Source organism: Streptomyces sp. NPDC041135 (assembly GCF_055592085.1).
Map to the genome: position 1 here is coordinate 699,568 of NZ_JBVIYZ010000001.1, position 20,630 is coordinate 720,197.

At 73.7% G+C, this 20,630-nt stretch carries 14 protein-coding genes; 3 read left to right on the forward strand and 11 right to left on the reverse strand.

The window, feature by feature from the left end; translation table 11 throughout:
• Window positions 1-212: 212 nt before the first annotated feature.
• The gene (gene lipA / locus ACZ6CZ_RS03150) at window positions 213-1,202 is read right to left on the reverse strand and encodes a lipoyl synthase (protein WP_469013871.1); all 990 of its coding nucleotides are present in this window, start codon (window positions 1,200-1,202) and stop codon (window positions 213-215) included.
• Between the two features lie 97 nt (window positions 1,203-1,299).
• Window positions 1,300-2,097, reverse strand: coding sequence for a lipoyl(octanoyl) transferase LipB (gene lipB / locus ACZ6CZ_RS03155; protein ID WP_469013872.1), 798 nt, complete (start codon window positions 2,095-2,097; stop codon window positions 1,300-1,302).
• Window positions 2,098-2,333: 236 nt separating this feature from the next.
• Here lipB and ACZ6CZ_RS03160 point away from each other — a divergent pair, with 236 nt between their 5' ends.
• On the forward strand, window positions 2,334-3,806 hold the full coding sequence (locus ACZ6CZ_RS03160; RefSeq protein WP_469013874.1) for a regulator: 1,473 nt from the start codon (window positions 2,334-2,336) through the stop codon (window positions 3,804-3,806).
• Window positions 3,807-3,857: 51 nt separating this feature from the next.
• Here ACZ6CZ_RS03160 and ACZ6CZ_RS03165 read toward each other — a convergent pair whose 3' ends face one another.
• Together ACZ6CZ_RS03165 and ACZ6CZ_RS03170 are read right to left on the reverse strand one after the other, a co-directional pair.
• Entirely contained in the window at window positions 3,858-5,213 is a 1,356-nt protein-coding gene (locus tag ACZ6CZ_RS03165) for an NAD(P)/FAD-dependent oxidoreductase (protein ID WP_469013876.1), read from the reverse strand.
• Between the two features lie 162 nt (window positions 5,214-5,375).
• Entirely contained in the window at window positions 5,376-6,269 is an 894-nt protein-coding gene (locus tag ACZ6CZ_RS03170; RefSeq protein ID WP_469013878.1) for a TIGR01777 family oxidoreductase, read from the reverse strand.
• A gap of 72 nt (window positions 6,270-6,341) precedes the next feature.
• On the opposite strand from ACZ6CZ_RS03170, the gene ACZ6CZ_RS03175 reads away from it, so the two are divergent.
• Window positions 6,342-6,830, forward strand: a complete 489-nt coding sequence (locus tag ACZ6CZ_RS03175) for a GNAT family N-acetyltransferase (RefSeq protein ID WP_469013880.1) — start codon at window positions 6,342-6,344, stop codon at window positions 6,828-6,830.
• A gap of 21 nt (window positions 6,831-6,851) precedes the next feature.
• Here ACZ6CZ_RS03175 and ACZ6CZ_RS03180 read toward each other — a convergent pair whose 3' ends face one another.
• The 7 genes from ACZ6CZ_RS03180 to ACZ6CZ_RS03210 all read right to left on the reverse strand — a co-directional run bounded on the left by ACZ6CZ_RS03180 (window position 6,852) and on the right by ACZ6CZ_RS03210 (window position 18,114).
• Window positions 6,852-8,045 carry a MarP family serine protease gene (locus tag ACZ6CZ_RS03180; protein ID WP_469013883.1) on the reverse strand — a complete coding sequence of 398 codons (1,194 nt, stop codon included), beginning with the start codon at window positions 8,043-8,045 and terminating at the stop codon, window positions 6,852-6,854.
• 246 nt (window positions 8,046-8,291) lie between these two features.
• Window positions 8,292-8,810, reverse strand: a complete 519-nt coding sequence (locus tag ACZ6CZ_RS03185) for a DUF4240 domain-containing protein (protein ID WP_469014374.1) — start codon at window positions 8,808-8,810, stop codon at window positions 8,292-8,294.
• Between the two features lie 224 nt (window positions 8,811-9,034).
• Complete coding sequence (aceE, locus tag ACZ6CZ_RS03190; protein WP_469013885.1) at window positions 9,035-11,746, reverse strand: pyruvate dehydrogenase (acetyl-transferring), homodimeric type; 2,712 nt, start codon at window positions 11,744-11,746, stop codon at window positions 9,035-9,037.
• A gap of 317 nt (window positions 11,747-12,063) precedes the next feature.
• On the reverse strand, window positions 12,064-12,687 hold the full coding sequence (locus ACZ6CZ_RS03195; protein ID WP_469013886.1) for a GntR family transcriptional regulator: 624 nt from the start codon (window positions 12,685-12,687) through the stop codon (window positions 12,064-12,066).
• Window positions 12,688-12,906: 219 nt separating this feature from the next.
• Window positions 12,907-14,742 carry a 2-oxoglutarate dehydrogenase, E2 component, dihydrolipoamide succinyltransferase gene (sucB, locus tag ACZ6CZ_RS03200; protein ID WP_469013887.1) on the reverse strand — a complete coding sequence of 612 codons (1,836 nt, stop codon included), beginning with the start codon at window positions 14,740-14,742 and terminating at the stop codon, window positions 12,907-12,909.
• Window positions 14,743-14,804: 62 nt separating this feature from the next.
• Window positions 14,805-16,193 (reverse strand): dihydrolipoyl dehydrogenase, encoded by a 1,389-nt coding sequence (gene lpdA / locus ACZ6CZ_RS03205; protein WP_469013889.1) that lies wholly within the window; start codon window positions 16,191-16,193, stop codon window positions 14,805-14,807.
• 382 nt (window positions 16,194-16,575) lie between these two features.
• Entirely contained in the window at window positions 16,576-18,114 is a 1,539-nt protein-coding gene (locus ACZ6CZ_RS03210) for a leucyl aminopeptidase (RefSeq protein WP_469013890.1), read from the reverse strand.
• 345 nt (window positions 18,115-18,459) lie between these two features.
• On the opposite strand from ACZ6CZ_RS03210, the gene ACZ6CZ_RS03215 reads away from it, so the two are divergent.
• Window positions 18,460-20,496, forward strand: coding sequence for a hypothetical protein (locus tag ACZ6CZ_RS03215; RefSeq protein ID WP_469013891.1), 2,037 nt, complete (start codon window positions 18,460-18,462; stop codon window positions 20,494-20,496).
• Window positions 20,497-20,630: the final 134 nt, after the last annotated feature.

Below are 20,630 nucleotides of genomic sequence, written 5' to 3' on the forward strand. Positions count from 1 at the left end.
GCGAGCACGCTTCCGGTGACGGATGTACGTGGTGTGATTCCAGGGTCACTGATTGGTGTTACCAGGGCATGTCCGACCGGTCAAACAGGAATGAAACCTTGACGCGTGTCACATGCGCGCGGAAGCGGCCCCGGCGTACGCCCTCATCAGCGAGGACGGCCGGGGCCGCGTCCATTCGGTCATTACCGACCAGTAGCTCCCAGTGTGTGAACTCACACGGCCTGGGCGGCGATCTGCGCGCCGTCCCGCGCGGGGGCGGCCGAGCGGCGCTGTTCCACCGCCATGCCGTACAGCCGGCCGGCCCGGTAGGACGAGCGCACCAGCGGGCCGGACATCACGCCGGAGAAGCCGATCTCCTCGGCCTCCTCCTTCAGCTCCACGAACTCCTGCGGCTTCACCCAGCGCTCCACCGGGTGGTGGCGCACGCTCGGGCGCAGGTACTGGGTGATGGTGATCAGCTCGCAGCCCGCGTCGTGCAGCTGGCGCAGCGCCTCACTGACCTCCTCGCGGGTCTCGCCCATGCCGAGGATCAGGTTGGACTTGGTGACCAGCCCGAAGTCCCGCGCCTCGGTGATGACCCGCAGCGAGCGCTCGTAGCGGAAGCCGGGGCGGATGCGCTTGAAGATCCGGGGCACGGTCTCGACGTTGTGCGCGAAGACCTCGGGGCGGGCGGAGAAGACCTCGGCCAGCAGCTCGGGGACGGCGTTGAAGTCGGGGGCGAGCAGCTCCACCTTGGTCCGGCCGCCCTCGCGGTCCGCGGTCTGCCGGTGGATCTGGCGCACGGTCTCCGCGTACAGCCAGGCGCCGCCGTCCTCGAGGTCGTCGCGGGCGACGCCGGTGATGGTGGCGTAGTTCAGGTCCATGGTGACCACGGACTCGCCCACCCGGCGCGGCTCGTCGCGGTCCAGCGCCTCGGGCCTGCCGGTGTCGATCTGGCAGAAGTCGCAGCGCCGGGTGCACTGGTCGCCGCCGATGAGGAAGGTCGCCTCGCGGTCCTCCCAGCACTCGTAGATGTTCGGGCAGCCGGCTTCCTGGCAGACCGTGTGCAGGCCCTCGCTCTTCACGAGGTTCTGCATCTTCGTGTACTCGGGGCCCATTTTCGCCCGGGTCTTGATCCACTCGGGCTTGCGCTCGATGGGGGTCTGGCTGTTGCGGACCTCCAGGCGCAGCATCTTGCGTCCGTCGGGTGCGACTGCGGACACGACCGGCTCCCTAGCAATTGATTCCTCGGCGTCCTCAAGAGTACGCCCGTCGATTTCATGGCCACCCGGCGCTGTGCGGGCGGGATCGGGGGACCGGTCAGGCCGGGGTCCGCACGATCTCCCGCGGTGCGAGCACCGCGTTCTCCAGCACGTCCCGCAGGTGCCGCTCGGCCACCGGCAGCACCTCCTCGATCGTGACGTCCCGGCCCAGCTCGCCCGCGAGGGAGGCGACGCCGGCGTCCCGGATGCCGCACGGGATGATCCGGTCGAACCACTTGTTGTCGGGGTTCACGTTGAGCGCGAAGCCGTGCATGGTGACGCCCTTGGCGACCCGGATGCCGATCGCGGCGATCTTGCGGTCCTCGCGGCGCTGTCCGGCGTTGGACGGGGCGTACTCGGGGCCGTTCAGCCGGGGGTCGAACTCCTCGTCGTGCAGGCGCGGGTCGAAGTCCAGGGAGAGCCCTCCGAGCGCGGGCCGCTGCTCGACCGGGTCGCCGAGCACCCACACCCCGCTGCGGCCCTCGACCCGGGTGGTGTCCAGGCCGAACTCGGCGCAGGTGCGGATCAGCGCCTCCTCCAGCCGCCGCACGTGGGCGACCACGTCGACCGGGCGCGGCAGCTTCTGGATCGGGTAGCCGACGAGCTGACCGGGGCCGTGCCAGGTGATCTTGCCGCCGCGGTCGACGTCGATGACCGGCGTGCCGTCCAGCGGGCGCTCGCTGTCCGCGGTGCGGCGGCCCGCCGTGTAGACCGGGGGGTGCTCCAGCAGCAGGACGGTGTCGGGCACCTCGTCGGCGAACCGGGCGGCGTGCACCCGGCGCTGCTCGTCCCAGGCCTCCTGGTAGTCGACGGCGTCCGCGCCGAACCCCATCCGGACGAACCGCAATCCACTCACGGCAAGCGCCTCCCTCGACGACGGCTGTGTCAGGCGCGTACGGCGCCCACGCCACTGTACGTCCGACCGGGGGACGTCAGCCGCGCGGTCAATTCTCACACGATCGGATGAATGAACGACGGAGCGTGCGACGAGCTGCTCACTCTCCGCTACATTCGCGCCGTCCATGAGGCCATAAGGGCTGCTCACAGGCAATCCGGGCACATCGGCCCGGAAGGCAGGAGACCGCACCGCAGATGACGGACCGACCCGCGCAGCGCACCCCCAACCGCCAGCTCGCCGCGCTCATCGCCGAAGCGGGGTTCTCCAACGCGGGTCTGGCGCGCCGCGTCGACCAGCTCGGTCTGGAGCACGGGCTGGACCTCAGATACGACAAGACCTCCGTGACCCGGTGGCTGCGCGGCCAGCAGCCCCGCGGCACCACGCCCGCCCTCATCGCCGAGGTGTTCACCCGCCGGCTCGGCCGCCGGCTCACCGCCCAGGACCTCGGCCTGGACGCCTGCGCCCCGGTCTACGCCGGGCTGGAGTTCGCCGCCACCCCGGAGGAGGCCGTCGACATCGTCAGCGGCCTGTGGCGCAAGGACTCCGGCAGCCACGCCGAACTGCGCAAGATCGCCTTCACCCCGGCCGGGCTCGTGGTGCCCAGCCGGGACTGGCTGATCGGCCGCGCCGACGACCGGGTCGCCCGCGGCGAGCCGCCCGCCCGGGTGCCCGCCCAGGCACGGCCCGCCGCCCCGCGCGTCCCGGCCCAGGCCGACGGTCCCGCCCCGCCGCGCCTGCGCGGCCCCGCCGACCGGGCCCCCGGGCACCGGGTCGGCACCGGCGACATCGCGGCGCTGCGCTCCGTCGGCGAGCTGTTCCGCACCCTCGACGACACCTACGGCGGCGGCCACGCCCGCCAGGCCCTGGTGCGCTACCTGGAGCACGAGTGCGAGCCGATGCTGCGCGGCACGTACGGCGAGCAGACCGGCCGCCGGCTGTTCGCGGCGGCCGCCGACCTCACCCGGCTCGCCGGCTGGACCTCGTACGACATCGCCGCGCACGGTCTGGCGCAGCGCTACTTCGTGCAGGCCCTGCGGCTCGCCCAGGCGGCCGGGGACCGGGCCTACGGCTCCTACGTGCTGGTCACCATGAGCCGGCAGGCCGTCTACCTCGGGCACGGCCGTGAGGCCGTCCAGCTGGCCCGGGTGGCCCAGCAGGGGGTGGGCACCAACGCACCGCCGGTGGTGCAGGCGCTGCTGCACTCCGCGGAGGCGCGGGCGCACGGGGTGCTCGGGGAGGTGCGGGCGTGCACCGGGGCACTGGTCCGCGCCGAGCGCGCCCTGGAGGTCGCCCGGCCCGGGGACGACGTGCCGTACTGGGCCCGGTTCTTCGACGAGGCCCAGCTCGCCGACGAGCTGGGGCACTGCCACCGGGACCTCCAGCAGTTCCGGGCCGCCGCCCAGCACGCCGAACGCTCCCTCCAGCTGCGCGCCCCCGCCTACGCCCGCAGCCGGCTGTTCTGCCGGGTCGTCCTCGCCACCGCCCGCCTCGGCCTGGGCGAACTCGACCAGGCCTGCGCCCTGGGCGCGGAGGCGGCCGGGCAGGCGGCCCAGATGCGCTCGGTCCGGGCGGTCGAGTACGTCCGGGACTTCGAGCGCCGGCTGGAGCCGTACAAGGACGCGGCGCCGGTGCGCGGCTACCGGGACAAGGTGGCGGCCCTCGGCTGAGGCCCCGCGGCGGCGCCGCACCGGGCCCGGCGGCTCCCCGCTCCCGGCCGTTCAGGCCGCCCGCGGCAGCGGTTCCGCCCGGTGCAGGGAGCCCGCCGCGCCCAGGTCGCCGAGGACGGCCGAGGCGGCGCGGTGGGCCGAGTGCAGGGCGCCCTGGACGGTGCTGGTGTCGCGGTGGTCGCCGCACACGTACAGCCCGGCCAGCAGGCGCACCGGGCGGCGCAGGTCGTGCGGCGGCCGCATGGCGGGCACCGCCTCCGGGGTGTGGTGCACCGCCAAGGTCTCCCAGCGGCGCGTGGAGGTGCCGTACAGCCGGGAGAGGTGGATGCGCACGGCGGTGTCGACGTCGCCGGGCGGGGTGCCGAGCACGGTCGAGGCGATGAGCACCCGGCCGGCGGGCGCCCGGCTCGGGTCGACGTTGCTGAGCACCGCGGTGTGCGCGACCGGACCGCCGCGGTCGGCGTCCAGCAGCAGGCAGGAGCCGGCCGCCAGGGCGGGGGCGGGCTCGTCGGTGGTGTGGTGGACCACCGTCACCGGGTGGAAGTCCGGCACCCGCAGCCCCGGCAGCAGCTCGGCGGCGGCCCGCGCGTCGGTCGCGAGCAGCACCGCGCGGCAGCGGATGCGGCCGTGCTCGGCGGTGGTCACCGAGGTGGTGGACACCGAGGTCACCCGCACCCCGGTGCGCACGGTCCCCGGCGGCAGCCGCCGGGCGAGCAGTTCGGGCAGCGCCTCGGCGCCGCCCTCCGGGACGCACAGCCGGCCGCCGGCGAAGGAGCGCAGCGCCAGGTCGGCGCAGCGGCTGGACGTGGTCAGCTCCGGGTCGCACAGCAGGGCTGCCAGCAGCGGACGCAGGAAGCCCTCGATCGTGCGGGCGGGCACCCCGCGCTCGGCCAGCGCCCGCGCGGCGGGCAGTTCCGGGCGGGCCAGCAGCCGCTCCACAGGGGTGGCGGCGATCCGGCCCAGGGCGGTGCCGAGACGGGCCTGGTCGACGGCGCCGCCCACCGGGGCGCCGGAGCGCGCGGGCGACGCGGCCGAGCCCCTGGGGGCGCTCGCCAAGGCGCGCACCACGTGCAGTGCGCCCCTGGCGCTTCCTCCGCCCGCCGGCGCACCCGTCCGGTGCGTGCGCCCGTCGCGGTGCAGCAGCACACCCGGGGCGAAGCACCGCAGCACCAGGCCGCCGAGCCCCGGGGCGCGGCGCAGTTCCGGGAAGGAGGTGGACAGCAGCTGTCCGATCCGGTCCAGCCGGAAACCGTCGACCTTGTCGGTCGACATGCGGCCGCCCACCCACGGGGCCGCCTCGAGGACTGTGGTCGTGACTCCTGCGCTGTTCAGCCGATGAGCCGCCGAGAGGCCGGCGATCCCGGCTCCCACGATGACGACGTCCACCTGGTACGCGGGCTCAAGCACGAGGCCCCTCCTGTGGTTGCGCGGCCGGTGGAGACGTGATGCCCCCAACCGGCTCCACGGATACCCGAGTTCGGGTCGAGGTTAGGGCCGCAATCGGTCAACGGCAGTCGCGCATGCACAGGGCACGGTCGCACAGCGGTCGCATTCGGTCACAGGAGTACGTCAGGCGGCACGGACGGCGTCCTCGATCCCCGGGAACGCAAAGGTGAACCCCGACTCCAGCAGCCGCTTGGGCACCACCCGCTGACTGCCCAGCACGTCCCCGGCCATCTCGCCCAGCGCCGCCCGCAGCACCGGCGCGGGCACCGGCAGCAGGGCCGGCCGGTGCAGCACCCGGGCCATCGCCTCGGTGATCTCACGGTTCGTCAGCGGCCGCGGGGCGGTCAGGTTGAACGGCCCCGACAGCCCTTCGGTGTCCAGCAGGTGCCGGATCGCGGCGACCTCGTCGTGCAGCGCGATGAACGACCAGTACTGCCGCCCGTCGCCCAGCCGCCCGCCCAGCCCCGCCCGGAACAGCGGGAACAGCTTGCCCCAGGCCCCGCCGCCCCGGGCCACCACCAGCCCCGTGCGCAGGAACACCGTCCGCACGCCCGCCCGCGCGACCGGCTCCGCCGCCGCTTCCCACGCCACGCACACCGAGGGCAGGAAGCCGTCACCGGGCGGCGCGTCCTCGTCGACGACCCGGTCGCCGGTGTCGCCGTAGATGCCCATGGCGCTGCCGTTGACGAAGACCCGCGGCGGCTCGTCCAGGGCGGCGACCGCCTCGGCCAGCGCCGCGGTGCCCCGCACCCGGCTGTCGCGGATACGGCGCTTGTACTCCTCGGTCCAGCGCCGGTCGCCGATCCCGGCCCCGGCCAGGTTCACCACGGCCGCGCAGCCTGCCAGCCCGGCCGCGTCCACCGACCCCCGCTCGGGGTCCCAGCGCACCTCGTCCGTGCCCCGGGGCGCCCGGCGTACCAGCCGCACCACCCGGTGCCCGTCGGCGGTCAGGGACCGCACCAGAGCGCTGCCGATCAGACCGGACGCGCCGGCCACCGCGATTCGCCTAGGTTCCATGCCGCCATCATGACGCCGCCGCCCCCGGAAAACCGTCAGGACTCCGCTGCCCCGCCGACGTAGGCTGCCGTCATGCCGCACCCGCACATACGCACCGCCCTGCCCGACGACGAGGAGGAGCTGGGCCGGCTCGACCGCGCCACCTGGTCCCGGCTGCACGCGGTCACGCCCCGGCCGCGGCCGCCGTACCCGCCCTTCTTCGACGACGGCCACCGGGCCGAGGACCACCTCGTCGCCGAACTCGACGGGCACGTCGTCGGCTACCTCCGGCTCGCCCTGCCCACCCCGCTCGCCGTGAACGCGCACGTCCGCCAGATCCAGGGCCTCGCCGTCGCCGAGGAGGCCCGCGGCAGGGGCGTCGGCCGGGCCCTGCTGCGCGCCGCCGCCGAGGAGGCCCGCCGGCGCGGCGCCCGGCGGCTGACGCTGCGGGTGCTCGGCCACAACACGCCCGCCCGCGCGCTCTACGCGGCCGAGGGGTTCACCGTCGAGGGCGTGCTGCCGCAGGAGTTCCTGATCGAGGGGACGTACGTCGACGACGTGCTGATGGGCCGCTCGCTGTAGGCGGGCACCGGGCGCGCCCGTTCAGGACGTGAGCAGGTCCCCGGTGTCCACCGGTTCGGTCGCCCGGGCCGCCCGTGACGCGTCGGGGGCCACCTCGGCCGCCGTCAGCACGTATCCCGTCTCGGCGTCGGACGTGGAGCGGGCGAAGACCACGCCGAACACCCGCCCCCCGGTGGTCAGCAGCGGGCCGCCGGAGTTGCCGGGCAGCACGGTCGACCGTATCGAGTAGATCTCGCGGGTGACCGTGGCGTCGTTGTAGATGTTCCGGCCCGTCGCCCGCATCCGGCCGGCCACCGTGGCCGCCTGCAGATCGAGGCCGCCGTCCTGCGGATAGCCGGCCACCACCGCCGGGTCCCCGCGCTCGGCACCGGCCTCGAAGCGCAGCACCGGCGCGCTCAGACCCGGCACGTACAGCACCGCCACGTCCCGCTCCGCGTCGAACAGCACCACCCGCGCCGGGTACGGCCGCCCGACCCCGCCCACCCGCACGCTCGGCGCGTCGATGCCCGCCACCACGTGCGCGTTGGTCATCACCCGCTGCGGCGCGTACACGAACCCGCTGCCCTCACGGCCCTCCGCGCCCGCGACGCCCTCGATCTTCACCGAGCTGTGCTCGGCCGCCGCGCGCGCACCGGGCGTGACACTGTCGCCCGAGGGCCGGGGCACCCGGGCCGCCGACTCGCTCTCGAACGGGTCGAAGACCTGCGGGAAGCCCGCCTCGGTGAGCGCGGAGGTGGCCCGCGAGAACCAGGCCGGGGTGGTCGAGGGCATCGTCCGCTGCACCGCACCGAGCAGCGCCGAGTCCCGCACCGGGGCCGTCAGCGCCGGTGCGGAGGCCGCGCCCAGCACGCTCGCCGCGACCCAGGCCACCAGCAGCACCGCGACCGCGTTGGCCAGCGCCCCGCCCAGCCCGTCCGCCACCCGCAGCGGACCCGGCGCCGCCCGGTCCAGGCGCCGCCGCAGCCGCCGCGCCAGCCGCCCCGCCAGCTCGTGCCCGGCCACCGCCGGCACCAGCACCGCCGCCACCGCGGCCGCCGTCGCCGCCGCCGACCCGCGCGCCGCCAGGCCCGTCACCCACGGCAGCGCCCACACCCCGGCGGCCGCGCCGCCCGCGAACCCCGCGAGGGACACGCACCCGGCCACCAGCCCGCGGCGGTACCCGGACGCCGCACAGCCGAGGACCACGAGCGCGAGCAGCAGGTCGAACAGGTTCACGCGGCCGCCTCTCTCAGCCCTCGGTACGGGCACCCCTCAGTACGGGCGGGACCGGCCCGGTGATCAGCCGTGCCCGCGTGCGACCGGACCCGCGCGCGGCGCACGGCGGACCGGCCACCCGTGCGGGTACCCCGCAAACGCCCCGGACCGGGACGATGGTTCCACCGGGTGGCACACCGCACATCAAGGGCAGGGGCCAAGGCCCGGCGGCGGGGCGGTCCCGCGGCCGGGTGAGGGGCGCCGCGCTCACTCCCGGAAGCGCTGCCACAGCTTGGGACAGCGCTCCGCGAGCGCCGCCTCGCTCTCGAAGTCGACGGGCGTGCCCTCCGGCTCGGCGGGCGCCGGGGCGATGCCCAGGTCGGGGGCGACGGTGCCGGTCAGCTGCTCGTAGGCCTCGTCGGCCGCGTAGCCCAGCTCCTCGGCGTCGCCGTCGATCTCCTCGTCGAAGTCGTCCAGCAGGTCGGCCAGCGAGTCCGGGTCGTGCAGGGCGCCCTCGAACACCTCGCGGCCCTGGGCGATCAGCCAGCACCGGAAGAAGTCGAACGCGTCGTCGCTCGCGCCGTCCAGCAGGATCGAGGCGGCCGCCCACAGGTCCCAGCGGTAGGCCCGGTTGTAGCGGGCCTCGAAGTGACGGGCGAAGTCCAGGACCATGTCCGGGTCCAGCTCGAGCAGGCGTGCCACGAGCAGGTCGGCCTGCTCCTCCGGGTCCCCCTCGGCGGCCTCGCGGGTGGTGTCCACCAGCTCCCAGAACTCCGTCTCGTCCATCACGGGTCCAGCATCGGCCCTGCGGGTGCGGGGCGCACGCGGAGTGCGGCGGAGTGCGGCGGATCGTTACCGAGCCGGGCCCGGGCCCCCGCCCGGGTCCTCGGCCCGGCGGCGCGCCCCGCCCGGCCGCGCCGCCCGCGCGGACGACGACGAGGGGGCACGGCGAGACGCCGTACCCCCTCAGGGCCCCAGGGGCCGTGCCGCGGGCTCACAGCCCGTACCGCTTACAGCCCGTACTTCTCCCGCGCTTCCTTCACGGCCGTCGCCTTGACCTCGCCGCGCCGGGCGAGCTGGGCCAGGGCCGCGACCACGACCGACTCGGCGTCGACACCGAAGTGGCGGCGGGCCGCCGCACGGGTGTCCGACAGGCCGAAGCCGTCGGCGCCCAGCGAGGACCAGTCCTGCTCGACCCACTGCGCGATCTGGTCCGGGACCTGGCGCATGTAGTCGGTCACGGCCAGCACCGGGCCCTCGGCACCCTGGAGCGCCCGGCGCACGAACGGCACCCGCTCCTCGCCGCGCAGCAGGGCGGCGTCGGCCTCCAGCGCGTCGCGGCGCAGCTCCGTGAAGGAGGTCGCGGACCACACGTCGGCCGCCACCCCCCAGTCCGCCGCCAGCATCCGCTGCGCCTGGAGCACCCAGTGGATCGCCGTGCCGGAGCCCAGCAGCTGGATGCGCGGGGCGTCGGCCGCCGGGGCCGCACCGGCCGACTCCGCCGTGTTGAAGCGGTACAGGCCCTTGACGATGCCCTCGTCGACGCCGGGCGCGGACGGCTTGGCCGGCTGCGGCATGGGCTCGTTGTAGACGGTCAGGTAGTAGAAGACGTTCGGGTCCTCGTCCGGGGCCGCCGCGCCGTACATCCGGCGCAGACCGTCCTTGACGATCGCCGCGACCTCGTAGGCGAAGGCCGGGTCGTACGTCAGCGCCGCCGGGTTGGTCGCGGCGATGACCGGGGAGTGGCCGTCGGCGTGCTGCAAACCCTCGCCCGTGAGGGTGGTGCGGCCCGCGGTGGCGCCGACCAGGAAGCCGCGGCCGAGCTGGTCGCCGAGCTGCCACATCTGGTCGGCCGTGCGCTGCCAGCCGAACATCGAGTAGAAGATGTAGAACGGGATCATCGCCTCGCCGTGCGTCGCGTACGACGTCGAAGCGGCGATGAAGTCGGCCATCGAACCGGCCTCGGTGATCCCCTCGTTGAGGATCTGGCCGTTGGTGGCCTCCTTGTAGTACATCAGCTGGTCGCGGTCGACCGGCTCGTACGTCTGGCCCTTGGGCGAGTAGATGCCCAGGGACGGGAAGAGGCTCTCCATGCCGAAGGTGCGCGCCTCGTCGGGGACGATCGGCACCCAGCGCCGGCCGGTCTCCTTGTCCCGCACCAGGTCCTTGATCAGCCGGACGAAGGCCATGGTGGTGGCCACGCTCTGGGAACCGGAGCCCTTGTCGAAGGCGGCGAAGGCCTTGTCGGCCGGGGCCGGCAGCGGGGCGACCGGGTGCACGCGGCGGGCCGGGGCGGGGCCGCCGAGGGCCGCGCGGCGCTCCTGGAGGTAGCGCACCTCGGGGGAGTCGGCGCCCGGGTGGCCGTAGGGCACCACGCCGTCCACGAAGTCGCTGTCCTTGATGGGCAGCTCCAGCAGGTCCCGCATGGCCTTGAACTCGTCCACCGAGAGCTTCTTCATCTGGTGGTTGGCGTTCTTCGACGCGAAGCCCTCGCCCAGGGTGTGGCCCTTGACCGTCTGGGCCAGGATCACCGTCGGCGCGCCCTTGTGGGAGACGGCCGCCCGGTAGGCCGCGTAGACCTTGCGGGCCTCGTGACCGCCGCGGGAGAGGTGGAAGCACTCCAGGATCGTGTCGTCGCTCAGCAGCTTCGCCATCTCCACCAGCGCCGGGTCGGCGCCGAAGAAGTCCTGGCGGATGTAGGCGGCGTCCCGGGTCTGGTACGTCTGGATCTGCGCGTCCGGTACCTGGCGCAGCCGGCGTACCAGCGCGCCGGTGGTGTCGAGGCGGAACAGCTCGTCCCAGGCGGTGCCCCACAGCGTCTTGACGACGTTCCAGCCGGCGCCGCGGAACTGGGCCTCCAGCTCCTGCACGATCTTGAAGTTGGCGCGTACGGGGCCGTCGAGGCGCTGGAGGTTGCAGTTGATGACGAAGGTGAGGTTGTCCAGCTCCTCACGGGCGGCGAGCGCGAGGGCCGCGGTCGACTCCGGCTCGTCCATCTCACCGTCGCCGAGGAAGGCCCACACGTGCGAGGCGGAGACGTCCTTGATGCCGCGGTTGGTGAGGTAGCGGTTGAAGCGCGCCTGGTAGATCGCGGACAGCGGGCCGAGGCCCATCGACACCGTCGGGAACTCCCACAGCCAGGGCAGCCGGCGCGGGTGCGGGTACGAGGGCAGGCCGTTGCCGCCGGACTCCTGGCGGAAGTTGTCCAGGTGCGCCTCGGTGAGCCGGCCGTCGAGGAAGGCCCGGGCGTAGATGCCGGGGGAGGCGTGGCCCTGGATGTAGAGCTGGTCGCCGGAGCCGTCGGCCTCCGGGGACTCCTTGCCCTTGAAGAAGTGGTTGAAGCCGGTCTCGTAGAGCCAGGCCGCGGAGGCGAAGGTGGCGATGTGGCCGCCGACGCCGTGCTTCGCGCCCCGGGTGACCATCGCGGCCGCGTTCCAGCGGTTCCAGGCGGTGATCCGGTTCTCCATCGCCTCGTCACCGGGCACGCCCGGCTCGGCGGCGGTGGGGATGGTGTTGACGTAGTCGGTCTCGAGGAGCTTCGGCAGCGCGACGCCGCCCGCCTCGGCCCGCTCCAGCGTGCGCCGCATCAGGTACGCGGCGCGGTGCGGCCCGGCCTCCCGGGCGACGGCGTCGAGGGAGGCCTGCCATTCGGCGGTCTCCTCCGGGTCGCGGTCGGGGAGCTGGTCGAGCGCGCTCGGCCGGATGGCGTGGGGGTCGGTCATGTCGCCGCCTTCCTCAGTCGAAGGGGGTTCCCTCGTCGTCAAGGGGTTCGGGGGTGCCCTTTGTCTTTGGCAGGACAGGGCGGACGGACCCGGATGCGGTGTCGGTGTGCGACGTGCGTCCCGGGTCCGTCGGCGACTGTAACTCCCTGATCGATGATCGATCAAAGGGTTGAGGGCCAAAACCTCTCGATTCCGAGAAACTCGGCACAGGGTGCCCCGCGGCGAGGCACCGGGTGCCGCGTCAAGAGCGGCTTTTGGTCCGGTTTCCGCAGGTGAGGGACGCGTCTGAGCGGCAGCACGCTCGGCTGCGGCGACGGCTACGCGCGCGGTGCGCAGCCCAGCACGTGGGCCTTCACCAGCTCGGGGATGCGGGGGTCGCGCCGCTTGAACGCCTCCACCAGCTCCTGGTGCTCCTCGGCGTACGACTGCTGCACCGTGCCCAGCCAGCGGATGGACAGGGCGGTGAAGACCTCGATGCCCAGGCCCTCCCAGGTGTGCAGCAGCACCGAGTTGCCGGCCGCGCGGACCAGCTCGCGGTGGAAGCCCACGGTGTGCCGGACCTGGGCGGTGCCGTCGGCGTCGCGGTCGGCCTCGTACAGGGCGCTGACGTGCGGCTCCAGGGCCGAGCAGTCACCGGCCAGCCGGTCGGCCGCCAGCTCGGCCGCGATGGCCTCCAGACCGGCCCGCACCGGGTAGCTCTCCTCCAGGTCGGCCGCCGTCAGGTTGCGCACCCGCACGCCCTTGTTCGGCGCCGACTCGATCAGCCGCAGCGACTCCAGCTCCCGCAGCGCCTCCCGCACCGGCGTCTGGCTGACCTCCAGCTCGGTCGCGATGCGCCGCTCCACGATGCGCTCGCCCGGCTTCCAGCGGCCGCTGACGATTCCCTCCACGATGTGCTCGCGGATCTGTTCGCGCAGCGAGTGGACGACGGGCGCGGTCATGGAAGCTCCTTAGGGAGAGGCCCTCCGGCCCCCGGGGGCGTGTGACGTTTAGACAATAAGGCCGCAGCGCCGCGCGGGAGGGGCGCACGGGGGAGCTTTCCCGCAGGTGAGACGAGGCTTACACGCGGTGGCGGCCGGACGCACGCGGCGCCCCCGCCCGGAGGGTTCCGGACGGGGGCGCCGTGCAGCTTCGTCAGCGACCGAGGGCGCGGGCGGGGGTCACAGCCCCAGCTCGACCTCGAACTCGCCCGCCTCCAGGATCGACTTGACCGTCGACAGGTAACGGGCCGCGTCGGCGCCGTCCACCAGACGGTGGTCGTAGGAGAGGGTCAGGTAGGTCATGTCGCGGACGCCGATGACCGTGCCCTCCTCGGTCTCGATGACGGCCGGACGCTTGACCGTGGCACCGATGCCGAGGATCGCGACCTGGTTCGGCGGCACGATGATCGTGTCGAAGAGCGCGCCGCGCGAGCCGGTGTTGGAGATGGTGAAGGTCGCGCCGGACAGCTCGTCCGGGGTGATCTTGTTGCCCCGGACCTTGCCCGCCAGCTCGGCCGTGGCCTTGGCGATGCCGGCCAGGTTGAGGTCGCCGGCGTGCTTGATGACCGGGGTCATCAGGCCCTTCTCGGAGTCCACCGCGATACCGACGTTCTCGGTGTCGAAGTAGGTGATCGTGCCCTCGGCCTCGTTGATCCGGGCGTTGACGACCGGGTGGGCCTTCAGCGCCTGGGCGGCGGCCTTGACGAAGAACGGCATCGGGGAGAGCTTGACGCCCTCGCGGGCCGCGAAGGAGTCCTTCGCCCGGTTGCGCAGCTTCATCAGGCGCGTGACGTCGACCTCGACGACCGACGACAGCTGCGCCTGCTCGTGCAGCGCCTTGACCATGTTGTCGCCGATGACCTTGCGGATGCGGGTCATCTTGACGGTCTGGCCACGCAGCGGCGAGGCCTCCAGGGCCGGGGCCTTCCTGGCGGCGGCCGGCGCGGCGGCGGCCGGGGCCGGGGCGGCGGCAGCGGCCTTCGCGGCCTCGGCGGCGGCGATGACGTCCTGCTTGCGGATGCGCCCGCCCACGCCGGTGCCCTTGACACCGGCCAGGTCGACGCCGTTCTCCGCGGCGAGCTTGCGCACCAGCGGGGTCACGTACGCGCCGTCGTCCGACGCCTGGGCGGCGGCGGGAGCGGCGGCCGGGGCCGCGGCCGGAGCGGGAGCGGGAGCCGGAGCGGACGGCACCGGCTCGGGCGCCGGGGTCGTCTGCTGCTGCGGAGCCGGGGCCGTCGGCGCCTGCGGGGCCGGGGCCGGGGCCGGGGCGGCGGGAGCTGCCGGGGCCGCGGGCGCCGCGGGGGCGGCCGGGGTCTCGGCGGCGGGGGCCGGGGCCGGGGCCTCGGCGGGCGCCGGGGCGGCCGGAGCCGCGGGGGCGGCCGGGGCGGCACCCGGGGCACCGATGACGGCGAGCTTGGCGCCGACCTCGGCGGTCTCGTCCTCACCGACGGTGATCTCCAGCAGCACACCGGAGGTGGGCGCCGGGATCTCGGTGTCGACCTTGTCCGTGGAGACCTCGAGCAGCGGCTCGTCGGCCTCGACGGAGTCGCCGACCTGCTTCAGCCAGCGGGTGACGGTGCCCTCGGTGACGGACTCGCCGAGCGCGGGCAGGACCACGTCCGTGCCCTCGGCGGAACCGCCGCCGGACGCGGCCTCGGCGGTGGGAGCGGGGGCCGGAGCCTCCTGCTCGGTGGACGGCTGGGCCTGCGGGGCCGGCTCGGGGGCCGCGGGGGCCACCTCCTCGGCGGCCGGGGCCTGGGTGGCAGCGGGCGCGCCCGTGCCGTCGTCGATGACGGCCAGCTCGGCGCCGACCTCGACGGTCTCGTCCTCGGCGACCTTGATGGAGGCCAGCACGCCGGCGGCGGGGGAGGGGATCTCGGTGTCGACCTTGTCGGTCGAGACCTCGAGCAGCGGCTCGTCGGCCTCGACGCGCTCGCCCTCGGCCTTCAGCCAGCGGGTGACAGTGCCCTCGGTGACGCTCTCACCGAGCGCCGGAAGGGTTACGGAAACCGCCATGGTTTCGGTTGCTCCTTACGAGTTGCGGAAGTCTGTGTCGTCGCGTTCCGTTGACCGAAGGCTCAGTCGTGGGAGTGGAGGGGCTTGCCGGCCAGGGCCAGGTGGGCCTCGCCCATCGCCTCGTTCTGCGTCGGGTGGGCGTGGATGAGCTGGGCGACCTCCGCCGGCAGCGCTTCCCAGTTGTAGATCAGCTGGGCTTCGCCGACCTGCTCACCCATGCGGTCGCCGACCATGTGGACGCCGACCACGGCACCGTCCTTGACCTGCACGAGCTTGATCTCGCCCGCGGTGTTCAGGATCTTGCTCCTGCCGTTGCCCGCCAGGTTGTACTTCAGAGCGACGACCTTGTCCGCACCGTAGATCTCCTTGGCCTTGGCCTCGGTGATGCCCACGGAGGCGACCTCGGGGTGGCAGTACGTCACCCGCGGCACGCCGTCGTAGTCGATCGGGACGGTCTTGAGACCGGCCAGACGCTCCGCCACCAGGATGCCCTCGGCGAAGCCGACGTGCGCGAGCTGGAGCGTCGGGACCAGGTCGCCGACCGCCGAGATGGTGGGGACGTTGGTCCGCATGTACTCGTCGACGAGGACGTAGCCGCGGTCCATCGCGACCCCGGCCTCCTCGTAGCCCAGGCCCTGCGAGACCGGGCCGCGGCCGACGGCGACGAGCAGCAGCTCGGCCTCGAACTCCTTGCCGTCGGCGAGGGTGACCTTGACACCGTCCTGGGTGTACTCGGCCTTGGAGAAGAAGGTGCCCAGGTTGAACTTGATGCCGCGCTTGCGGAACGCGCGCTCGAGGAGCTTGGAGGAGTTCTCGTCCTCGACCGGGACGAGGTGCTTGAGGCCCTCGATGACCGTGACGTCCGTACCGAAGGACTTCCAGGCGGAGGCGAACTCGACGCCGATGACGCCGCCGCCGAGGACGATCGCGGACTTCGGCACGCGGTCCAGGACGAGGGCGTGGTCGGAGGAGATGATCCGGTCGCCGTCGATCTCCAGGCCCGGCAGCGACTTCGGCACGGAGCCGGTCGCCAGCAGGACGTGACGGCCCTGGACACGCCGGCCGTCGACGTCCACGGAGGTCGGGGAGGACAGCCGGCCCTCGCCCTCGATGTACGTCACCTTCCGGGAGGCGATGAGACCCTGCAGGCCCTTGTACAGGCCGGCGATGACGCCGTCCTTGTACTTGTGCACGGCCGGTACGTCGATGCCCTCGAACGTGGCCTTGACACCGAACTGCTCGCTCTCGCGGGCCTGGTCGGCGATCTCGCCCGCGTGCAGCAGGGCCTTGGTGGGGATGCAACCCCGGTGCAGGCAGGTACCGCCGACCTTGTCCTTCTCGATCAGGGCGACGTCCAGGCCCAGCTGCGCCCCGCGCAGGGCCGCGGCGTAACCACCGCTACCACCGCCGAGGATCACTAGGTCGAAAACGGTGCTGGCGTCGTTCGCCACGTCACGTCCTCCATGCATGTGCGCCACGCCGGTCCTCGATGACCGGTCGGCGGCTGGTGTCCGGCCGCTTTTTGCTTCGGCCCTTCGGTGGGGGCCCTGTCCTGCCGAGCCCCATCTTCGCACTTGTCGCTCGAGATCGAGACGCGGGGCTGTGGTGTGAGACAACACACGCTCGCCTGTGAAAGCCCCGGAAGCGGCCCCTCCGGGGGCCCGGGGAACCGGCGGCCGGCCCCCGCGGCCGCCGGCGGACGGCGGGCGGCCGGACGCCGGCCGCCCGCCGCGGGGCCGGTCCGGCGGATCACGCCCGGTGACGCGGAGCGCCGGGGCGGCGCCGCGTCACCGGCCCGGTCCGCCGGACCGGCCCAGGGCTCTCGGGCGGGCCTCAGCCCAGGTCGCCGGCGGCGGTCAGCTCCGCGAGCCGCACCAGCGTCCGCACCGCGGAGCCCGTACCGCCCTTGGGGGTGTACCCGAACGGGGCGCTCTCGTTGAAGGCCGGGCCCGCGATGTCCAGGTGCGCCCAGGTGATGCCCTCGCCCACGAACTCCCGCAGGAACAGCCCGGCGACCAGGCCGCCGCCCATCCGCTCGCCCATGTTCGCGATGTCGGCGACGGTGGAGTCCATGCCCTTGCGCAGGTGCTCCGGCATCGGCATCGGCCAGGCCGGCTCGCCGACCTCCTCGGCCGCCTCGTGCACCGCGGAGCGGAACGCGTCGTCGTTGGCCATGATCCCGTAGGTGCGGTGGCCCAGCGCCAGCACCATCGCGCCGGTCAGCGTGGCCACGTCCACGATCGCGTCCGGCCGCTCCTGCGAGGCCGCCCACAGCGCGTCGCCGAGCACCAGCCGGCCCTCGGCGTCGGTGTTGAGCACCTCGACGGTCTTGCCGCTGTACATGCGCAGCACGTCGCCCGGGCGCACGGCGGAGCCGGACGGCATGTTCTCGGCCAGCGCCAGCCAGCCGGTGACGTTGACCCGCAGGCCCAGGCGCGCGGCGGCGACGACGGCGGCGAAGACCGCGGCGGCGCCGCTCATGTCGCACTTCATCGTCTCGTTGTGGCCGGCCGGCTTCAGCGAGATGCCGCCGGAGTCGTAGGTGATGCCCTTGCCGACGTAGGCCAGGCTCTTCTCCGCCTTGGAGTGCGTGTACGACAGCTTCACCAGGCGCGGGGCGGCCGCCGAGCCGCCGCCGACGCCCAGGATGCCGCCGTAGCCGCCCTTGGTCAGCGCCTTCTCGTCGAGCACCTGCACCTTGATGCCGTGCTCCTTGGCCGCGGTCTGCGCGATCGCGGCGAACGCCTCGGGGGTGAGGTCGTTCGGCGGGGTGTTGATCAGGTCGCGGGCCCGGTTCAGCTCCTCGCAGACCGCGACGGCGCGGGCGACGGCGCCCTTGTGGGCCGCGTCGCGCGGCTTGCCGCCCAGCAGGGTGGCCTCGGCCAGCGGGGCCCGGCCGCCCCGGCCCCGGGCGTCGGCGCCGTTGTCCTTGTACGCGTCGAAGACGTAGGCGCCGAGCAGCACGCCCTCGCCGATCGCGCCGACCGCGCCGGCGTCGTCGAGGGGGAGAGCGAAGCCGGCCTTGCGGGTGCCGGCCAGCGCGCGGGCGGCCGTGCCGGCGGCCCGGCGCAGCGTCTCGGCGTCGTAGCCGGCGTCCTCGCCGGGCTCCGCGCCCAGGCCCACCGCCACCACGAGCGGCGCCTTGAAGCCGGCCGGGGCGGGCAGCTTCGTCAGCTCGCCCTCGGCCCCGGAGGCGCCGAGGGTCTCCAGGACGCCTGCCAGCCGGCCGTCGAACGCCTTGTCCACGGCTTCTGCGCCCGGCGCGACGACGAGGTGCCCGGACCTGGAGCCGGAGCCCTTGGCGACACCGATCACGATGGCGTCGGCCCGCAGGCCGGGCACCGCGGCGGTGCTGAGAGTGAGAGCAGTCACGGTGGTGAAATCTCGCTTCCGATGTGAAGTTGCTGTGGCCGAGACGGGGTGGGTCGACCGGGCCCGGGAACCGACCCTAGAACTCGTCCGGGGGCCGGTGCCGACCGGGTCCCTCCCCCCTTGCCGGCGAAACACCCGGCACGAGCCTACGCGTGTGTGCGGGTTCGCTCATTCCTGCGGGCGTTCACCCGAACGTGGCGTCGTGTCCGCTTTTCACCTTTACACCTCGGTGATCTGGGCCACACTCATCGGGTTCGGTGGGCGGTTCGCGCACCGATTCGCATGATTTCCACAGATCCCCCGCATTTTCATCACCGGGGGATCCTCTGGGGGGAGAAACCACCGATGAGGCAGAGTCTGCGCCTGTGCAGAGCGGCGGCCGTGACCGCGGCGACGGGGCTGGTCACGCTGGGGCTCGCCGCTCCCGGCGCGTCGGCCGCGACCGATCCGCGCATCGATCTGCGCGTGCTGGTCGTCGACGACGGCGGCAGTTCCGTGGCGGCCATCGCGGCCGAGCTGCGAAGCGAGGGCGTCCCGTACACGCGGGTCGACCTCTCCGACACCGCCCGCCCGACGATCACCGGCGCCTATCTGAGCGACACGGTGAGCGGCCGGCCGCGGGCGAAGTTCCAGGGCGTCGTCCTGCCCGACGAGGCCCCGTTCGGCGCGGGCTCCGCCGAGCAGACGGCCCTGGAGACGTACGAGAGGGTGTACGGCATCCCGCAGGTCGACGCCTACACCTGGGCCCACCCCGAGGTCGGCCTGGACTACACCGACAACAACGGCTACGCGGGCGCCCTCGACGGCCGCCCGGCCACCGTCACCACGGCCGGCCGCTCGGGGCCCTTCGGCTACCTGGACGGCGGCTTCGGCTTCGAGGACAACTCGGCCACCGTCCAGGAGAGCTACGGCTTCGTCGCCCAGCCCCGCGCCGGCTACACCAGCTACGTGGACACCCCCGTGCCGGGCGGCACCGGCACCGGCAGCCTGATGGGGGAGTACGCCCACGACGGGCGCCGCGAGCTGGTCCTGACGTTCGCCTACAACCAGTACCAGCAGCAGTTCCGGGTGCTCGCCCGGGGCATCGTGGAGTGGCTCACCCAGGGCGTCCACCTCGGCCGGGCCCGCAACTACCTCGCCGTGCACGTCGACGACGTCTTCGCGCCCGACGCCCGCTGGGACCCCGACCGCAACTGCACGCCCGGCGACATCGACTGCGCGGGCGGCGGCGAGGACACCGGCGCGCCGATCCGCATGACCGCCGCCGACGCCGCCTACGCCGCCCAGTGGGAGCAGGACCACGGCTTCACCCTGGACATGGTGTTCAACGCGGGCGCCGGGGAGGAGTGGAAGAGCGAGAACGGCGGCACCGACGCGCTCACCGACCGGCTGCTGGCGGACCGGGCCAAGTACCGCTGGGTCAACCACACCTACACCCACCTGTTCCTCGGCTGCGTGCAGGACACCACCAGCGTGCCGTGGAGCTGCGCGAAGAACCCGGACGGCTCCACGCGGTGGACGAGCCTCTCCGACGTCTCCGCGCAGATCGCCGACAACAACGACTGGGCCGCGGTGCACGGCCTCACCCTGGACCGCACCGAGCTGGTCACCGGCGAGCACTCGGGCCTGAAGACGCTGCCCCAGCAGCCGCAGGACAACCCCAACCTGGCCGGCGCCCTGTCGCTGAACGGCGTCAGGTGGACCGCCTCGGACAACTCCCGCGAGCCCGAGCAGCGCGCCGTCGGCAACAGCGTCCTCACCGTGCCGCGCTACCCGATGAACGTGTACTACAACACCGGCACCAAGGCCGAGTTGGCCGACGAGTACAACTGGATCTACACCTCCAAGGCCGACGGCGGCAGCGGCATCTGCGAGAACAACGCCACCTCCACCTGCCTGCCCGCGCCGCTGGACACCGCCACCGGCTTCGACTCCCGGATCGTGCCGGCCGAGGCCCGCACCGACCTCGGGCACGTCCTCGCCAACGACCCGCGTCCGCACTACGTCCACCAGTCCAACCTGGCCGAGGACCGGCTCCTCTACCCCGTGCTGGACCGCGTCCTCGACGACTACCAGGCGCTGTTCGCCGACAACACCCCGGTGGTGAACCTGCGGCAGAGCGCCATCGGCGCCGAACTGCAGAACCGGGCCACGTGGCAGACCGCCCTCGACAAGGGCCAGGTCACGGCCTACCGGATCGGCAACACCGTCACCGTCACCGCCCCGGCCGGGACCCGGGTACCGGTGACTGCCCCCGAGGGCACGACCCAGCAACTCCTGCTCGGCTCCACCGCGTTCGGCACCCCGTACGCGGGCCGCCGCTCGGCCTGGGCCACCCCGGGCACCCTCCAGAGCGCCCTCACGCTGAAGCTGCCGGCGTAGCACCACGCGCATCCCGCACCACGCGCATCCCGCACCACGCGCATCCCGCACCACGCGCATCCGCACCGCACGCACCCCGGCAGGCCCGCGCCTTCCGGGGTGCCCGCGGGGCCGCACCACACGTTCCAGGGGGG